This is a genomic window from Janthinobacterium sp. GL_088 (assembly GCF_057837845.1).
Map to the genome: position 1 here is coordinate 6,434,955 of NZ_CM174453.1, position 17,566 is coordinate 6,452,520.

Annotated in this window: 7 protein-coding genes, 2 tRNA genes and 3 rRNA genes; 1 reads left to right on the forward strand and 11 read right to left on the reverse strand. The window is 59.5% G+C overall.

Annotated elements, in window-relative coordinates; translation table 11 throughout:
• Positions 1 to 41: 41 nt before the first annotated feature.
• The 11 genes from AC3IQ7_RS28825 to AC3IQ7_RS28875 form a co-directional block, all read right to left on the reverse strand.
• Entirely contained in the window at positions 42 to 731 is a 690-nt protein-coding gene (locus tag AC3IQ7_RS28825; protein ID WP_322429429.1) for an acid phosphatase, read from the reverse strand.
• Between the two features lie 218 nt (positions 732 to 949).
• A 5S ribosomal RNA gene (gene rrf, locus AC3IQ7_RS28830) occupies positions 950 to 1,062 on the reverse strand.
• A gap of 138 nt (positions 1,063 to 1,200) precedes the next feature.
• Positions 1,201 to 4,090: ribosomal RNA gene (locus AC3IQ7_RS28835) — 23S ribosomal RNA — on the reverse strand.
• 238 nt (positions 4,091 to 4,328) lie between these two features.
• Positions 4,329 to 4,404: transfer RNA gene (locus AC3IQ7_RS28840), tRNA-Ala, on the reverse strand.
• 19 nt (positions 4,405 to 4,423) lie between these two features.
• Positions 4,424 to 4,500: transfer RNA gene (locus tag AC3IQ7_RS28845), tRNA-Ile, on the reverse strand.
• A 98-nt stretch (positions 4,501 to 4,598) separates the two neighbouring features.
• Positions 4,599 to 6,129, reverse strand: a 16S ribosomal RNA gene (locus AC3IQ7_RS28850).
• The 16S, 23S and 5S rRNA genes sit together here with 2 tRNA genes alongside, the layout of an rRNA operon.
• 417 nt (positions 6,130 to 6,546) lie before the next feature.
• On the reverse strand, positions 6,547 to 7,275 hold the full coding sequence (locus AC3IQ7_RS28855; RefSeq protein ID WP_099403830.1) for a YfaP family protein: 729 nt from the start codon (positions 7,273 to 7,275) through the stop codon (positions 6,547 to 6,549).
• A gap of 29 nt (positions 7,276 to 7,304) precedes the next feature.
• Positions 7,305 to 8,999, reverse strand: coding sequence for a DUF2300 domain-containing protein (locus AC3IQ7_RS28860; protein ID WP_489208012.1), 1,695 nt, complete (start codon positions 8,997 to 8,999; stop codon positions 7,305 to 7,307).
• The gene (locus AC3IQ7_RS28865) at positions 8,999 to 13,576 is read right to left on the reverse strand and encodes an alpha-2-macroglobulin family protein (RefSeq protein ID WP_489208013.1); all 4,578 of its coding nucleotides are present in this window, start codon (positions 13,574 to 13,576) and stop codon (positions 8,999 to 9,001) included. The genes AC3IQ7_RS28860 and AC3IQ7_RS28865 overlap by 1 nt, the downstream gene beginning before the upstream one ends.
• Complete coding sequence (locus AC3IQ7_RS28870) at positions 13,573 to 14,253, reverse strand: DUF1175 family protein (RefSeq protein WP_322429003.1); 681 nt, start codon at positions 14,251 to 14,253, stop codon at positions 13,573 to 13,575. Before AC3IQ7_RS28870 ends, AC3IQ7_RS28865 begins: the two co-directional genes overlap by 4 nt.
• Positions 14,250 to 15,851, reverse strand: coding sequence for a DUF2138 family protein (locus AC3IQ7_RS28875; RefSeq protein ID WP_489208014.1), 1,602 nt, complete (start codon positions 15,849 to 15,851; stop codon positions 14,250 to 14,252). Before AC3IQ7_RS28875 ends, AC3IQ7_RS28870 begins: the two co-directional genes overlap by 4 nt.
• Positions 15,852 to 15,991: 140 nt before the next feature.
• On the opposite strand from AC3IQ7_RS28875, the gene AC3IQ7_RS28880 reads away from it, so the two are divergent.
• Complete coding sequence (locus AC3IQ7_RS28880; protein ID WP_489208015.1) at positions 15,992 to 17,512, forward strand: B12-binding domain-containing radical SAM protein; 1,521 nt, start codon at positions 15,992 to 15,994, stop codon at positions 17,510 to 17,512.
• Positions 17,513 to 17,566 lie beyond the last annotated feature (54 nt).

Genomic DNA, 17,566 nt, shown 5'->3' on the forward strand with positions numbered 1-17,566 from the left:
AACGACAACTAGACAGGCAGATTGTGACGTACTTTTGTGTTTCAGGCCAACGCGTCCTCGTCCCGGAGCAGCTTATGCAGCAGATATATCAGGAAAGAAGCGATCCAGGCAGACCACAAGGTGTGTGTGAAAAATTGCGTACCATGCAATTGCTGCTGCCAGCCTGCCGCCAAACCACACAACAGCATGACACAAGCGAACAGAAGCGCCGTGCGTGGCCGTTCGGGCAGACAGAACAATGGCAAGGCCAGCATCCACCAGGCAGTGTTCGCCTGCGTGGCGGGCAGGCAGACCATACCAGAGGCACTGGCCGGCAATGTTTCCAGCAGGCGCGTGTACGGCTCCAGTCCCCCATAGCGCAACAAATCCGTGGGGCAAGGCACATCGCTGAAAGAAGAGAGCAAATAAATACTTAACGGCACCAGAACGGCCGACAAGGCCACGACGCGCAAGGCGCTGCGGCGTGAAGCAAGCCAGGCCAGCGGGTGCAAGGTGTCCCAGATGGCCAAGCTGATCAAGGCGGAGCCAAGCGAGATCATGCCGAGCTGGAAATTACCCGCCCACGCGCTGCCCGTGCCAGCAAATTGCCCACGCGTCCCGTCGAACATACTGTCGGCGATCATGAGATCGAGGTTGCTGTAATTGCCGATCCAGAGTATCAGCATGGCCGACAGCATCAAGGCGCTATCGATGCCTTTGGACGTTTTGACGAGTTTAAGCTTGGCCAACATGGATGCACACATTTACTTGATGAGAATGGAAGTCATCGTACAGTGTGAATATGAAGAGAACATGACGGTGCCCGCCGTGCACAACATATGGTGATAATGCAAAAGGCAGCGCGCAGCGCTGCTTTTTTTACGCCTGTACGCCGTAAAACCTGCAAAACCAGCAGACGAAAAAAAACCCCACCATTGCTGGCGGGGTTTTTCTCTACTGCAAATAACAAGCCTGACGATAACCTACTTTCACACTGGTTGCAGCACTATCATCGGCGCAAAGTTGTTTCACGGTCCTGTTCGGGATGGGAAGGGGTGGGACCAACTTGCTATGGTCATCAGGCATAACTTGTACTGGCGTTTGTCCTCAATGGAGCGACAAAGCCTGAATCTGGAAGAAGCAAAGATTGGGGTAATGAATAGTAGTATCAACACACACGCAACGTTGTACCGTCTTATCCTCTGTACCTGCTAAGGTTATAGGGACAAGCCGTACGGGCAATTAGTACTGGTTAGCTTAATGCATTACTGCACTTCCACACCCAGCCTATCAACGTCCTGGTCTCGAACGACCCTTCAAAGAGCTCAAGGCTCTGGGAAATCTCATCTCAAGGCAAGTTTCCCGCTTAGATGCTTTCAGCGGTTATCTCTTCCGAACTTAGCTACCCGGCAATGCCACTGGCGTGACAACCGGTACACCAGAGGTTCGTCCACTCCGGTCCTCTCGTACTAGGAGCAGCCCCCTTCAAATTTCCAACGCCCACGGCAGATAGGGACCAAACTGTCTCACGACGTTTTAAACCCAGCTCACGTACCACTTTAAATGGCGAACAGCCATACCCTTGGGACCGGCTACAGCCCCAGGATGTGATGAGCCGACATCGAGGTGCCAAACTCCCCCGTCGATATGAACTCTTGGGAGGAATCAGCCTGTTATCCCCAGAGTACCTTTTATCCGTTGAGCGATGGCCCTTCCATACAGAACCACCGGATCACTATGTCCTACTTTCGTACCTGCTCGACTTGTCAGTCTCGCAGTTAAGCACGCTTATGCCATTGCACTATCAACACGATGTCCGACCGTATCTAGCGTACCTTCGAACTCCTCCGTTACACTTTAGGAGGAGACCGCCCCAGTCAAACTGCCTACCATGCACTGTCCCCGATCCGGATAACGGACCAAGGTTAGAACCTCAAACAAACCAGGGTGGTATTTCAAGGTTGGCTCCACGAGAACTAGCGTCCCCGCTTCAAAGCCTCCCACCTATCCTACACAGATTGGTTCAAAGTCCAATGCAAAGCTACAGTAAAGGTTCATGGGGTCTTTCCGTCTAGCCGCGGGTAGATTGCATCATCACAAACATTTCAACTTCGCTGAGTCTCGGGAGGAGACAGTGTGGCCATCGTTACGCCATTCGTGCAGGTCGGAACTTACCCGACAAGGAATTTCGCTACCTTAGGACCGTTATAGTTACGGCCGCCGTTTACTGGGACTTCAATCAAGAGCTTGCACCCCATCATTTAATCTTCCAGCACCGGGCAGGCGTCACACCCTATACGTCCACTTTCGTGTTTGCAGAGTGCTGTGTTTTTATTAAACAGTCGCAGCCACCAGTTTATTGCAACCCTTTCACCCTTCCACAGTAAAGTGGTCAAGCTACCGGGGCGTACCTTTTCCCGAAGTTACGGTACCAATTTGCCGAGTTCCTTCTCCCGAGTTCTCTCAAGCGCCTTAGAATACTCATCTCGCCCACCTGTGTCGGTTTGCGGTACGGTCTCGTATGACTGAAGCTTAGAGGCTTTTCTTGGAACCACTTCCGATTGCTTCGTGCACAAGTGCACTCGTCTCAACCCCTTGAATTCCGCGCCCGGATTTGCCTAAGCGCCTTCTATGAGCCAAAAACCAACTATTCCAACAGTTGGACAACCTTCCGCGATCCGTCCCCCCATCGCATCATACGACGGTGCAGGAATATTAACCTGCTTCCCATCAGCTACGCATCTCTGCCTCGCCTTAGGGGCCGACTCACCCTGCTCCGATGAACGTTGAACAGGAAACCTTGGGCTTACGGCGTGGAGGCTTTTCACCCCCATTATCGCTACTCATGTCAGCATTCGCACTTCTGATACCTCCAGCATCCTTTACAAGACACCTTCGCAGGCTTACAGAACGCTCTCCTACCATATATATCTGTGATAAATCACAGAACAATATCCGCAGCTTCGGTGACTGGCTTAGCCCCGTTACATCTTCCGCGCAGGACGACTCGATCAGTGAGCTATTACGCTTTCTTTAAATGATGGCTGCTTCTAAGCCAACATCCTGACTGTTTTAGCCTTCCCACTTCGTTTTCCACTTAGCCAATCTTTGGGACCTTAGCTGGCGGTCTGGGTTGTTTCCCTCTTGACGCCGGACGTTAGCACCCGACGTCTGTCTCCCAAGCTCGCACTCATCGGTATTCGGAGTTTGCAATGGTTTGGTAAGTCGCAATGACCCCCTAGCCATAACAGTGCTCTACCCCCGATGGTGATACTTGAGGCACTACCTAAATAGTTTTCGGAGAGAACCAGCTATTTCCAAGTTTGTTTAGCCTTTCACCCCTACCCACAGCTCATCCCCTAATTTTTCAACATTAGTGGGTTCGGACCTCCAGGGCGTGTTACCGCACCTTCATCCTGGCCATGAGTAGATCACTTGGTTTCGGGTCTACACCCAGCGACTGATCGCCCTATTCGGACTCGATTTCTCTACGGCTTCCCTATATGGTTAACCTTGCCACTGAATGTAAGTCGCTGACCCATTATACAAAAGGTACGCAGTCACGGAACAAGTCCGCTCCTACTGTTTGTATGCACACGGTTTCAGGATCTATTTCACTCCCCTTCCGGGGTTCTTTTCGCCTTTCCCTCACGGTACTGGTTCACTATCGGTCGATTACGAGTATTTAGCCTTGGAGGATGGTCCCCCCATATTCAGACAGGATGTCACGTGTCCCGCCCTACTTGTCGTACGCTTAGTACCACCGGTCTGATTTCGAATACGGGACTATCACCCGCTACGGTTCCTATTTCCAGAGGATTCTTCTATCAGTCCGACTATCACGTACAGGCTCTTCCCATTTCGCTCGCCGCTACTTTGGGAATCTCGGTTGATTTCTTTTCCTGCAGCTACTTAGATGTTTCAGTTCGCCGCGTTCGCCTTGCATACCTATGTATTCAGTATGCAATACCCTAAAAGGGTGGGTTGCCCCATTCGGAAATCTGCGGATCAAAGTGTGTTTGCTCACTCCCCGCAGCTTATCGCAAGCTACTACGTCCTTCATCGCCTGTAATCGCCAAGGCATCCACCATGTGCACTTATTCGCTTGTCCCTATAACGTTAGCCTCTGATTACCTAAATAATCAAAGAGCGCTACAGGGATAAGAAAGTACAACGTTGTTGCTTGTTTGTTGATACATACAATCATTACCCATCGATTCGCTTTTTACGGCAAACCGATCAATAAATAATCTTTACTTCTTCCAGATTGTTAAAGAACGAAACAGCTTTGATCGCTAAAAGATCAAATCTAAACCCACAGGCTTACATTTGTACTTTCGAGTAAAACGTGGTGGAGGATGACGGGATCGAACCGACGACCCCCTGCTTGCAAAGCAGGTGCTCTCCCAGCTGAGCTAATCCCCCTGAGATTTTACTAATTAGCTGGTAGGGCTGGTTGGACTCGAACCAACGACCCCCGCGTTATCAACACGGTGCTCTAACCAGCTGAGCTACAGCCCCAACGCGGAACTACTACGACTACTGTTTCTTCTTAATTAAACAGCCGATAAGTGTGAACATTTGATGCGTGAATCATTGCTGATTCGTGCAAACTCTAGAAAGGAGGTGATCCAGCCGCACCTTCCGATACGGCTACCTTGTTACGACTTCACCCCAGTCACGAATCCTACCGTGGTAAGCGCCCTCCTTACGGTTAAGCTACCTACTTCTGGTAAAACCCGCTCCCATGGTGTGACGGGCGGTGTGTACAAGACCCGGGAACGTATTCACCGCGACATGCTGATCCGCGATTACTAGCGATTCCAACTTCATGCAGTCGAGTTGCAGACTACAATCCGGACTACGATACACTTTCTGCGATTAGCTCCCCCTCGCGGGTTGGCGGCGCTCTGTATGTACCATTGTATGACGTGTGAAGCCCTACCCATAAGGGCCATGAGGACTTGACGTCATCCCCACCTTCCTCCGGTTTGTCACCGGCAGTCTCATTAGAGTGCCCTTTCGTAGCAACTAATGACAAGGGTTGCGCTCGTTGCGGGACTTAACCCAACATCTCACGACACGAGCTGACGACAGCCATGCAGCACCTGTGTACTGGTTCTCTTTCGAGCACTCCCCAATCTCTCGGGGATTCCAGCCATGTCAAGGGTAGGTAAGGTTTTTCGCGTTGCATCGAATTAATCCACATCATCCACCGCTTGTGCGGGTCCCCGTCAATTCCTTTGAGTTTTAATCTTGCGACCGTACTCCCCAGGCGGTCTACTTCACGCGTTAGCTGCGTTACCAAGTCAATTAAGACCCGACAACTAGTAGACATCGTTTAGGGCGTGGACTACCAGGGTATCTAATCCTGTTTGCTCCCCACGCTTTCGTGCATGAGCGTCAATCTTGACCCAGGGGGCTGCCTTCGCCATCGGTGTTCCTCCACATATCTACGCATTTCACTGCTACACGTGGAATTCTACCCCCCTCTGCCAGATTCTAGCCTTGCAGTCTCCAATGCAATTCCCAGGTTGAGCCCGGGGATTTCACATCAGACTTACAAAACCGCCTGCGCACGCTTTACGCCCAGTAATTCCGATTAACGCTTGCACCCTACGTATTACCGCGGCTGCTGGCACGTAGTTAGCCGGTGCTTATTCTTCAGGTACCGTCATTAGCAAAAGATATTAGCTCTCACCGTTTCTTCCCTGACAAAAGAGCTTTACAACCCGAAGGCCTTCTTCACTCACGCGGCATTGCTGGATCAGGCTTTCGCCCATTGTCCAAAATTCCCCACTGCTGCCTCCCGTAGGAGTCTGGACCGTGTCTCAGTTCCAGTGTGGCTGGTCGTCCTCTCAGACCAGCTACTGATCGATGCCTTGGTAGGCTTTTACCCTACCAACTAGCTAATCAGATATCGGCCGCTCCACGAGCATGAGGTCTTGCGATCCCCCACTTTCATCCTTAGATCGTATGCGGTATTAGCGTAACTTTCGCTACGTTATCCCCCACTCTAGGGTACGTTCCGATATATTACTCACCCGTTCGCCACTCGCCACCAGAGCGAGCTCCGTGCTGCCGTTCGACTTGCATGTGTAAGGCATGCCGCCAGCGTTCAATCTGAGCCAGGATCAAACTCTTCAGTTTAATCTCTGTTTAATGTCATTTCTGACAGGTCGGACAGCATCACTACCATCCAAATCTTTTGCACTGCAAAAGATTTGCTCACTCAAAAAACTGACAGGCCACTACTTTCGTAGCGCCTATTTCATTATTTCTTGTGAACATTTGATATTTTAAGCTTTACGCCAATCCGAAGATTGACGCTGCACTTACATCAAATGCCCACACTTATCGACTGTTAATTGTTAAAGAACTGTATTCGGTTACTGCTTTCGCGCTATCGACAAAGCGTTGTGTTTGTCAGCTGCGAAGAAGGAAGAGTATGAAGCATTTCGCTAAATCCGTCAACTCCTTCTTTTTCTCGTCTCACTCGGCATTTACATGCGTCGTTCAGCGAGGGGGCGAATTATAGCCAAGGTGCCGCGGCTCCGCAAGGGCCATTTATGGCAACACGAATGACTTCACCAGGGTCAGCTCGCCGGCGGCTCGCATCGGCACCTGGAAGCTCTGCAGCTTTTCACGCGGCGTGCCTTCGTTGGTAATGACCGATATGCGGGCGACGGTCAGCATGGCGGTATTCTCGCCGCTGCCGTAATAATTGACGTAGACGTGATAATTGCCCTTCAGGGGCGCCGCGCTGGAAAAGATCTCCGGGCCATAACCGGTGGTTACGTCCACATCCAGCGCGCCGCCATCTTTCAAGACGCGATTGCCGTACCAGGCGTGACCACCGTCCGGCGTGACCACGTGCATATCGAGGTCGGTGCCGGCGCTGTCCCACGACAGCACGATGCGCAAGCGCGCCTGGGTCTTGCCCTGGTAGCTGTCGACGAACTGGGTGCGCGCGCGGCTCCTGCCATCGGGCGAGCGCACTTCCACGCTGTTCGAGCCGCTGCCGAAGCCATAGGGACGGCCGTAGCTGCCATCCTCACCCACTTCCATCGGCATCGCCACGCCATTGACCACCAACGTAGCGGGCTTGCCCTTGACGGCGCCGGCGATGCGCCCCCGTATCTGCGCCGTTTCGGCCTGGCCCGGCTGCAGGTTGACCGACGCGGCGGGGTAGTTGACCGCTTGCGTGTATTCCTCGCTAGCGCCGGCCGAATTGCGCCAGCCACTCTTGGGGGCGTCAATGGTGACCTGGGCTTGCGCCCAGAGTGGCAATAGCATCAGGGGAATCGCGCAACGGATATAAAAACTCACAGGGCCTCCAGGTTAAGGTCGACGAGCCGGCGGGCCAGCCGCTCGACATATTCTTCGTCCTGGCCGCGCGGATGGTTGCGCAGGCCAAGATGCAGGTATTCATGGGCCAGGGTAATGCGGTCTTCGCGCGTGGCCAGCGGCCGCATGTAGATACGGTTGCGCGACTGCTCCGAATACGGCGCGCCGCTCTGCAAGGCGCAGACCAGCGGCGCTTGCGGCGGCGCCTCGTAGCCAGCCTCGCGCAGCAGCACGCGCTGCCAGCGCGGCACGGACCGCGCCAGCCAATCCTCGTTCTGCGCCAGGCGCCGGCAACGCGCGCCGGTATTGCCAAAGGTGCTCAGCGCACCCCCAGGATAGGCCGTCGCCAGCAATTCATCATAGTGCTTGCCTTGTTTCGCCTGGCGCACCGCCTCGCTCCACGCCATGGTCCCCTCGGACGCCTGGTGGCTGTGATAGCGCACGGTGACGCCATCGACGATCAGCTGGTCGGTCCAGCGCGCAATGGCCAGCGCCGCCGGTGTGGCGGGACTGGGACTGACGCGCTGGGTTGCGCTGCTGTCGGCGATCTGCTGGCAGCCTGCCACGGTCACTGCGTTCTGCTGCAGATACGTGCGCGCGGCAATCGCCAGCGCCTTGGCCGCTTCCGGCTCATTAGTACTCGCTTCGCGATCGAGCACGCGCGCCACATATTCATTGACGCCGAAGCGGCCGCGCAATTGCGGGCGGCCGCCTTTCTCTTGTACCAGCATCAGTTCACCGCTGCTGCGCAGGGCGAGGTTCTGGCCATTTTCGAATTGCACATGGTAGCGGCCATTCAGCGGGCCACTCAGTGGGCCAACTACGGCCACGCCACGCTCGCCGCGCACGGCACGGATCGGATAGCGCTTGAAGTAATCGACCACCACGCAGCCGCCATCGTCGGCCGCGCCCACTTTCGGCAAGCTGGCGGCCAGCCTGGGCGCCCACTGTTCAAAGACATTGCTGCTGCCGCCCGCGCCGCCAAACCAGATCGGCGTGCCGTCGGCCAGCCAGCCGGCCGCGCCGCCGATACGTTCGTCTGCCCGGCGCTGCTCGTGCCAGGAATACGTTTTGACGCGCAACTGGCTGCCGAACCAGCGCGCCGTACCGGCGCCGCGTCCATCCAGTACCACGCGCAGCAGCGCCGCCTCGGCGTCCACGCGGCTGGCGGCCGGGATGCTGTCCAGCGCGCGCAACAGGCTGTCCAGGCGTACCGTGCGCTTTGGTGCCAGCTGCGCGGGGTCGGACAGCCAGGCAAAGTCGCCTGCCGGCGCGCTACCCAGGCGGCCGGTCCAGTATTTGCGCCACGGCGTGGCCGTGATCATCAGCCGCCTGGGCGAGAAAAATGGACCGCAGGACTGCGCCAGCGCCGCGTCGTGGCCGATGCTCTGGCCCGCATCGCAGCAATACACTTCTTCCGGATCACGGCCGCCGCAGCGATAGTCCGGCATCGCCACCTTGTTATCGTTCGCGTACACATACACGAACAGCTTCCACAGGCTGGCCAGCGGCACTTGCCGCGCGCCGTCAAACGGTGGCGGCGCTGTGCCGCCCTGGCGCAGCTGCCGCACTTCGATTTTGCCGTCACGCCACCAGGCCACATCCAGCGAGGCCGAAAAAGCGGGCGTCGCCAGCAGCGTGGCAACCATCAAGGCGAGACGTACAAAGCCCATCACTCGACCTTCAACGCGCGCGTGGTCTTGCCGCCGCCTTCGAAGGCTTTCTGCTCCGGCTGATACATTCGGTAAAAGCGCGCCGGCGGCAGCACATAACTGCCCTTCTGCGCAAAACGGATCAAATGGCGCACGGTCACTTCGCCTTCCAAAGGCTCGATCGGCACGGCGTAGCCGTCGCGGCGCTCGGTGTGGCGCGCGCGTTCCAGCGCGGCCGGCTTGTCGCCTGCCATGACCATGCCCCAGGTAGTCGATTCGACCATGGCGCCCGGTGGCAGCGCCACTTCCAGCAAGCCAAAGCGGTGCTTCGTGCCCGGCGCCGCTTTCAAGGTGATTTCATCGAGGTAGAGCGCGTCCGTGCTGAGCGCCTCGCCCGGCTTGACCAGCTCCGTCGTGTAGCCGCCCTTGCCCGCCTTCATGCGCAGGATGCGACGTTCGACGGCAACCGGCAAGGTTGGCGCTTCGGCGCCGTGGCTGTCGTACTGCAGCACGGCCACCGTGCCGGCCGGCGCCGCGGTCGATGCGGTGAGACGCAGTTTGTCGGGCAGGCCCTTGGCGTCGGCCCAACGCCAGACCGGCTGGCCGCTGCGGCTGTCGCGTTTTTGCCAGGCGCCGTCCAGCGTGACGGCCGGCCCCTTGCCGAACGATGCACCGCCCAGCTTCTTTTGCACCCACATCAACGTCATCGCGCGGTCCAGGGTCGGCATCTCGGCGCGCACGCTGGCCAGCACCACGTCAGCCTGCGATGACGGCACTTCGCCGGCCAGCATCAGCAAAGCCTGCGCCACCGGCGCTTTCGATACACCCAGCACCTGCCACGAACTGGCCACTTGCAGCTGCAGCGAATGCGGCAGAGCGATGCCATTCTGGCTGGCGACCACCGCCACCAGACCTAACGACATCGCTTGCGCTTCGCGGTCAGAGGCTCCGCCCAGCAGCAGGCTGCCGCTGTCGCCCGCCTGGCGCGGCTTGCCTCCCAGGACGGCGATGGCGCTGTCGTCCACCAGTCCCGCCGCCAGGGTCTGCGTCGGTAACCCCATCTCGCGCGCCATCCACAGTACCAGTGCGCGGTCGCCCATCGCATCCTTCAAGCCATGTTCGCTGTAGACGGCCAGCAGCTTGTTCCAGTGCTCGGATGGCAACTCGATATGCAGCGCGCGCGCCGCATACCAGTCCGCGTAATAAGCGTAGGCCGTCATCAGGGCATTGCCGGCCGTGGCGTTGCCCCACCAGCCGAAGACAGCGTTCGGACCGGCCATGGACACCAGACGCAGACGCTGCGCAGTCAGCAGCGTTTGCAGGCGCTCGCTTGCCGCTCCAGCGTCCGGCCCCAGGCTTTGCGTAGCCAGCGCCAGCGGGATCAAGCGGCTCGCCGTCTGCTCCACGCAGCCATATGGATAGTCGATCAGGTCGTCGGCAATGCGCGCGAACTGGCTGGCCGCTCCTTGAGCGAACGAGACGCGGATATTGCGCGCGTCCGCCGGCAGCTTGAGTGGAATATCACCGGTGGCGCCATCGAGCGGCAGCACCAGCGTGCGCGGGCTGCTCCAGGCGGCGGGCAAGGTTTGCATGGCCGTATCGAGCGCGTCGACCAGTTTGCCATTCTGTTTTACTTCCAGACGCAGCGGCCCGGCCCCGGCAGCGAGCGGGAATTCGATATAGTTCACGCCCGGCCTGGCGGACAGTTTTTCCGTCTTCGCTTGCGTGCCGCCTGCGCCGCCGGAGAGAACAACGTCGAGCGCCTGCTCCTTGCCCGTCTGGTTGAACAGGGCCACCGAAGCACGCGGCGCATCGCCGGCGCGCATCCAGTCGGGGGCCGTCCACTTGGCATAGAAGTTTTTATCGGAACGCAGATAGGCGGTGCGCTGGCCGACGCGCCCCTGCTCATCCATCGCGCGGCCCGTGATACGCCAGCGGGTCAGCGCGTCGGGCATGGTGAAACTCACGCGCGCATTGCCATTCGCGTCGGTCTTCAGCGACGGCGCCCAGTAAGCCGTATCGATATTGTCGCGGCGCGGACGCTCCAGCACCTTGACGCCGCGCTCGTTGTAATTGTGGCGCGCCGGTGCGCCGGCCGTGCGTCCCTGCGCCATGTCGTAGCTGATGAACGACAGGCTGGCCGTAGTGCGCACGTTGTTGCGGCGCGGGTGATAGAAAAAGTCGCCGATGTCCGGCGCGATTTCCGGCTGCAGCACATAGATCATTTCATCGACCACGCCCAGCGCCACCATCGTGCTCAAAGGCTTGCCGTCCAGAGTCGCCTTGACGTCCAGCGTGACCTTCTCGCCCGGCTGATAGACCTCCTTGTCGCTCTTGAACTGCAGCGCGATGCGCGGCTCGATCACTTGCAAGCCGGCGTTCTCGAAGACGAAGTCGCCATTGCGCGTGTACGCCACCGAGAACGTCATGTTCGGGCCATGCTCTTCTTTTACAGGGATGCGCACTCTCCACTGCCGCGGCGCCACGCGCTTCGCCTGGTACCAACTGGCGGCGCCGGCCATCAAGCCATATTGTTCCACCTTGTCGCGTTCTAACGTGAACAGCGCCTGGTCTACCTTGTCGGAGAAAGTGATCAGGACTTCGGCCGTGTCGCCCGGACGATAGCGGGCGCGGTCCAGCACGATCTCGATGCTCCCCGGCGTCGTCTGCACGCCATCGCCAGACACCCAGTGGCTGGCGGCGGCCAGCAGGTTGCCGCGCTCGTCGCGCAGCGCCAGCTGGTACGAACCAGAGGTGGGGAATGTCACGTCCCAGCCCTTGGCGTTTGGATCGAACGCGCCGTCGGTCTTGCTCTGTTTTTCCAGCTGCACCATCTCCCAGCGCACGGGCTTCGCCGCGCCCTGGCCGTCTGCCAGCAAGTCGAAATGCACGTTTTGTCCCGGATCGGAAAACTGGCGCGTGGCTTTCAGCTGGTAGCTGCTGCTCGAGCGTTCTATCATCAGCTCGCGCGTCGCCTTGACGCGGTAAGCCGCGCCATCGGTCGCCAGCACGGTCAGGATGTAGCGCGAGGGATCGGCGGCGGGCGGCAAGGTGAAGTCCACATTGCCGCTGCCGTCGCTCGTCACTTCCTCGGTCTTCAAGGCCACCGGGAATAAGCCGCTGTAACGCAGCTCGCCTTCAACCATGGTGTTTTGCTGGCCGCGCAGCGACAAGGTCATCTTCGCGTTTTTCACGGGCTTGCCATCGGGGTAGCGCAACGCGATGCTGCCCTTGACGGCCTCGCCCGTCTTGAATTCCGGCTTCGAGGGCTGGACGTTGATTTCAAAGTGCGGCTTGACGTATTCGGCCACGCGGAAGGCCGCGCCATACGCGCCATCCTTGTAATTGAAGCGCAGTTCATAGCCGCCGGCGGTCGCTTCCGTGGGCAGGCGGAAGCGCGTGTCCGCGCCCGTGTCGCCGGACAGCTGCAGCGTTTGCGTCAGCAGTGGCGTGCCGTTCGGATTGAGCACGCTCAAGCTGATCGGCGCCGCGCTTGCCGCCTGCGAATTGCGTGCTGAGGTGAATTCGCGGCCCAAAAACTTGACGTTGACTTCGTCGCCGGGCCGGTACAGGGGCCGATCCGTCACCGCATAAATCTTGGTGTTATAGATTTCGCTGTCATAGTAAAAATTCTCGGACACGAACACGCCACCGTCGCGGTCCTGGCCCAGCACATACGTGTGTTCCGGGCTGCCGCGCTCGAGCGAGGCGACGCCATCTGCACCCGTGGTGGCCGATTGCAACACGCCGGTGCCGTCCGTCCACGCCACATTGGCGCCGGCCACGGCGGCACTGTTGTCGCGCCGCGCCGTCCAGACCAGCATCTGGCCGGACGATACCTTGGTGACGGCCACCGTGTCCGACACGAACACCAGAGTGGTGGCGCGGTGTTCGCCGATAATCGCTTCGATCAGGTACAGGCCCGGCTTGCGTTTGCCCAGCGGGATCATCACGTTGCCGGCGCCGGCGACGACGAAGTCGCTGCTCGATCCATCGAGCTTGACGCCTTTCGGCGGGGCGATGGCCTTGGCCTGCCAGATCGGATAGCGGAAGCTGTCGACCAGCTCCATACCCTTGATCGGCTTGTACTGCGGATGATTGGCGAACACGGTGCGCCGGCGGATGGCGTCATTCGTCGCCAGCTGCGGCTGCTCTTTGGTAACGGCCAGGCGCGCGTCGCCGGAAAACAGCTTGCGCCAGGCCAGGCGCGACTGCTTCCACCAGCGATCCCACAAAAAGCTCAAGGTGTTGGCCAAGCCTTCGCCCTGGTAATTGCCCTCGACCTGGATGCGGTGCAGATTGCGCTGCTTTTTCAGGAATTCCATCGGTTCGGGCACGCGGTAGACGACGATGTCGGCACCCGAATACGCTTCCAGGTTCATGCGCCCCATGTCGCGGCCCGGCACTTCCAGGCGCACGCGCGCTTCATCCAGACTGCCGTAGCTGGCGTCCGAGAGCAGGAAAAAGGGTTCGCCCTTGAAGGTGGCGTAGTTGCTAGACTCGTTGCTCGGTTCGCGTTCCTGCGCCGAGGCGCCGCCAATGAGGAGCAACGCCAGCAGGCTGGCAAAGAACAGCTTCATGACAAAAATCGGCCTCATGATAAAAACGCCAGCCGGAACACCCCGGCGAAATTGGGATTGTTGACCACAGGTTGCCACCGCGTGTCCTTCCAGCTCGTAAGTTCTTTGATATCGACGGTCCGCAGACCATTGTCGTCGGGGGTGACTGTGCCGGTGTGGTAGGCGATGCGCGCCCCCATCCAGACCATCAGATGCTGTTCGTCGCCCTGGTCGAAAAACAGCAGGTCGCCGGGCAGCGCCTGGCTGATTTCGCGGGCGATGAAACGGCTGTTGTGCTGCACCAGCGCCAGCGCCGTGACGAAGTGGCCGATGCTGCCGCCCGTCTGCACCCAGCGGTTGCGCAGGGCAGCCTGGGACGCGCTCAATTCCAGCTCGGGCGGCAGGCGCCGGTCGCTGGCGATGCCGTTCGCATGCAGCCACTTCGCGTCATGCACGGTGAGCGCTTCGTTGACGGCAAAGCGCACCAGGCCGGCGCAATCGCGGTGCGTCCAGCGCGGCGACGGCCCCCGTTCGATCTGCGCGTTGACGATGCGCAGCATCCAGGCCTGGAAGGCGCGGCTCTGTGCCTGCGACAGCTGCACTTGCGGTTCGGCGACCGCGCGCAGGGCCCACGCAGGCATTGCCGCGGTGGCGGCGCAGGCCGCCAGCCAGCGCAAGGCGGCACGGCGTCCATGCCGCCCATGCCAAAGCGTCATCGCGCAGTCTCCTGCCATTCCAGCGTTTCCCATGACGTGCCGCTGGCTGGCTGCCGCTTGAGCACCATGCGCAGCGGCGGATATTTTTTCAAGGCGTTCAGGCGCGGCACCAGGTGTTCGTTGGCGGCTGCGCGCAAGACCGGTTCGTTATTCGCCGGCAGGGTGTCGAAGGCTTCCAGCTGGATCAGCCGGGCCAGCGACGCCGGCGCGATCAGGCCGATCGTGCGCGCGCCATCGGGCAGCAGGTCGCTGGCGGCCGGCGCTTGCTTGCGGCGCACGGCCAGCACCTGGTCCACCAGCTTGCCGTCGGCCGAGAAGACTACGGTATTGCCGGCCACGGCCAGCGCCGGCGTGGACTGGCCCAGGGCAGTGGCGACATTGCGTTCCCAACGCGTGGCACCATCTTTGCCTGTCCTTTTGCGCACGGGGTCCTTGCCGCCGATGGCCGCCTCGAACAGGCTGCCATAGACGGCGTCATCACCGGCCTGCGCACTGCGCGTGGCAACAAAAACCGGCGTATGCAGGCGCGAATTGCCGTACCAGCACGCGGCGGCAGGCCCTTGCAAGTGCCCGGCCAGCGGCACCACGGGCTCCGACGTCTTGCTGCCCAGGCGCTTGAGCACAGGCTGCAGCGCGGTCCAGTCCACCGGCACGCTGAAGCAGGCGCTCGGGTTGTGCGGCAGCACGGGCCACAGGGCGCTGCTGTCGTAGCCGCCGTTCTTCAGCTTGTCGGCATTGAGCAGCACCTTCGATTGCCAGACGCCCTGTTGAAAATCGAAGCGCAGCGCCTCTAAGGCGCCAAAGAAGGGCTGGTAGCCGAACGACAGGAAATCTGCCTTGACGGCGATGCTGTGGCCCTCGGGCGCGGCGCCGTCGAGATGGAACTGCGGATGAAAAACGTTTTGTTTGGCCGGCTCTGGCGCCAACAGGCTGGCCACGGTTTTCTCGGCCGTGCCATCGCCATGCTGGCCGTCGCTGCCGCCATACAGCATGCCGGGATGGGAAAGGATGACCAGGCGCTGGCCGTGCGCGGCAAACAGCAAGGTGCGCTGGTAGGCATAGTTCAGCGCATACACGGGCACCTGGCCGCCATCGACGCGCAAGCTGCCGGCCACGCGCATCTGCGTATCCTTCAGGGCGATCTTGCCCGCTTCCTCCAGCAAACGCGTGAGCTGGCTGCGCGACACGGCAATGGCAAAGTGCTTGAGCGAGCCGTCGGCGTCGCGCCACAAGGCCACTTCCGCCGGCTGGTCCAGCACCATGCGCAGCAGCTGGTCGCCCCAGCCCAATTCATGCTCATAAGCGATGCGGCGCAAGCTGCCCTTCAGGCCCAGCCGGTCTTCGCTCTGCTCGTAATAGAACAGGAAATCCTCGCGCAGCACGTCGCGCGCCAGCGGCACCGTCAGCAAGTCGCGCGGCAAGGCCGACAGGCTTTTCGTGCGGACCAGCGCGTCGGGCCGCGACAAATCGAGCTTCAAGCCGTTGACTGGCCCCATCGCGCCCCAGCCAAACACCCGGTAACCGGCCAGCGCGGCGGCAACCAGCGCCACGCCGGCCAGCGCCCCGAGCAGGACTTTTTTCTTGAGTACTTTTTTCACCAGCACCGTGTATCCCTTTACCCTGCCGTAGCATTGACAAGTTAGTAATTATTGACAAATGGTAACATGGCATTTGTGGCCGCAGCGCACAGCTGACGCGACAGCGTAAAATAGCGGTTTCGCCGTTTCAATCACCTCCCATGACCATCCTGCTCTCCACCCTGAATGCCCGCTACACCCACGCCTCGCTGGGATTGCGCTATTTGCTGGCCAATATGGGGCCGCTGCAAGCGCAGACGCGGCTGCAGGAATTCGTCATCGGCACGAAAACCACGGAACTGGTCGAGCGCATCCTCGTCAACAAGCCGCGCATCATCGGCTTTGGCGTATACATATGGAACGTCGAGGAAACAACGAAACTGGTGGCCATGCTCAAGCGCGTGGCGCCCGAGGTCATCATCGTGCTGGGCGGGCCGGAAGTGTCGCATGAGGCGGGCGAGCAGGAAATCGTCAAGCTGGCCGATTACCTGATCACGGGCTGGGGCGACGTCACCTTCTCCAAGCTGTGCGGCGAGATCCTCAACGGGCCGAAGCCATTGATGAAGATCCATGCGGGCGTACAAGCCCCGCTGGCGGAACTGCAACTGCCCTACTCCTTGTATACAGACGACGATATCCGCCACCGCACGATTTACGTGGAAGCGTCGCGCGGCTGCCCGTTCAAGTGCGAATTCTGCCTGTCGGCGCTGGACAAGACGGCCTGGCCCTTCGCGCTGGACAACTTCCTGGCCGAAATGGAGTCCTTGCATGCGCGTGGCGCGCGCCTGTTCAAGTTCGTCGACCGCACCTTCAATCTGAATATCAAGACCAGCTTGAAGATCATGCAGTTCTTTCTGGACAAGATTGAGGCGAATCCGGACGACCCGATCTATGCCCACTTCGAGCTGGTGCCCGACCACTTGCCCGACGCCTTGAAAGAAGGCATCAGCAAGTTCCCTCCCGGCGCGCTGCAGTTCGAGATCGGCATCCAGAGTTTCAATCCGGACGTGCAATCGCTGGTCAGCCGCAAGCAGGATAATCAGAAGGCGGCCGATAACATCCGCTGGCTTTGCGAAGAATCAAACGCCCATTTGCACGTGGACTTGATCGCCGGCCTGCCGGGCGAGGATGAAGCGAGCTTCGCGGCTGGTTTCAACAAGCTGGTGGCCTTGAAACCGCATGAAATCCAGTTCGGCATCTTAAAGCGGCTGCGCGGCACGCCCATCATCCGCCATACGGAAAACTTTGGCATGGTGTTCGACCCGTACCCGCCGTACACCATCCTGGCGAATAAACAGCTCGATTTCATGAGCATGCAGCGCCTCGTGCGCTTCGCACGCTACTGGGACCTGGTGGCCAACTCGGGCCGCTTCGCCAATACGGTGCAATGGATGCTCGGCGATGCGCCATTTGAAAACTTCATGGACTTTTCGAACTGGCTGTACGCCCACACGGACGCCACCCACCGCATCGCCATGGAACGCCTGGCCAAGCTGGTGGCGCAATGGCTGCAGACGCGCGGCATGAGCGCGCTTGAAGCCAATGCCTTGCTGGCCAGCGACTATGCGGGCGGCGCGCAAGCTGCCGCGCACGCCAAGACAAGCGAAGTAAGTACTAACAACGCCAAGCTGCGCCCGGACGTCGCCCTGCCGCAGCGGCAGGCGCGCCACCTGGCGTCCTGAGGGGCCGGCGATTGAACAGCGGTGGCGGTCTGCGCCATTCTCCCTTAAACTGGC

What these genes read in the sequence shown, in the direction of transcription:
- AC3IQ7_RS28825 (WP_322429429.1), bottom strand. Translation starts at nt 731, where the DNA reads ATGTTGGCCAAGCTTAAACTCGTCAAAACGTCCAAAGGCATCGATAGC.
- AC3IQ7_RS28855 (WP_099403830.1), bottom strand. Translation starts at nt 7,275, where the DNA reads ATGCTATTGCCACTCTGGGCGCAAGCCCAGGTCACCATTGACGCCCCC.
- AC3IQ7_RS28860 (WP_489208012.1), bottom strand. Translation starts at nt 8,999, where the DNA reads ATGGGCTTTGTACGTCTCGCCTTGATGGTTGCCACGCTGCTGGCGACG.
- AC3IQ7_RS28865 (WP_489208013.1), bottom strand. Translation starts at nt 13,576, where the DNA reads ATGAGGCCGATTTTTGTCATGAAGCTGTTCTTTGCCAGCCTGCTGGCG.
- AC3IQ7_RS28870 (WP_322429003.1), bottom strand. Translation starts at nt 14,253, where the DNA reads ATGACGCTTTGGCATGGGCGGCATGGACGCCGTGCCGCCTTGCGCTGG.
- AC3IQ7_RS28880 (WP_489208015.1), top strand. Translation starts at nt 15,992, where the DNA reads ATGACCATCCTGCTCTCCACCCTGAATGCCCGCTACACCCACGCCTCG.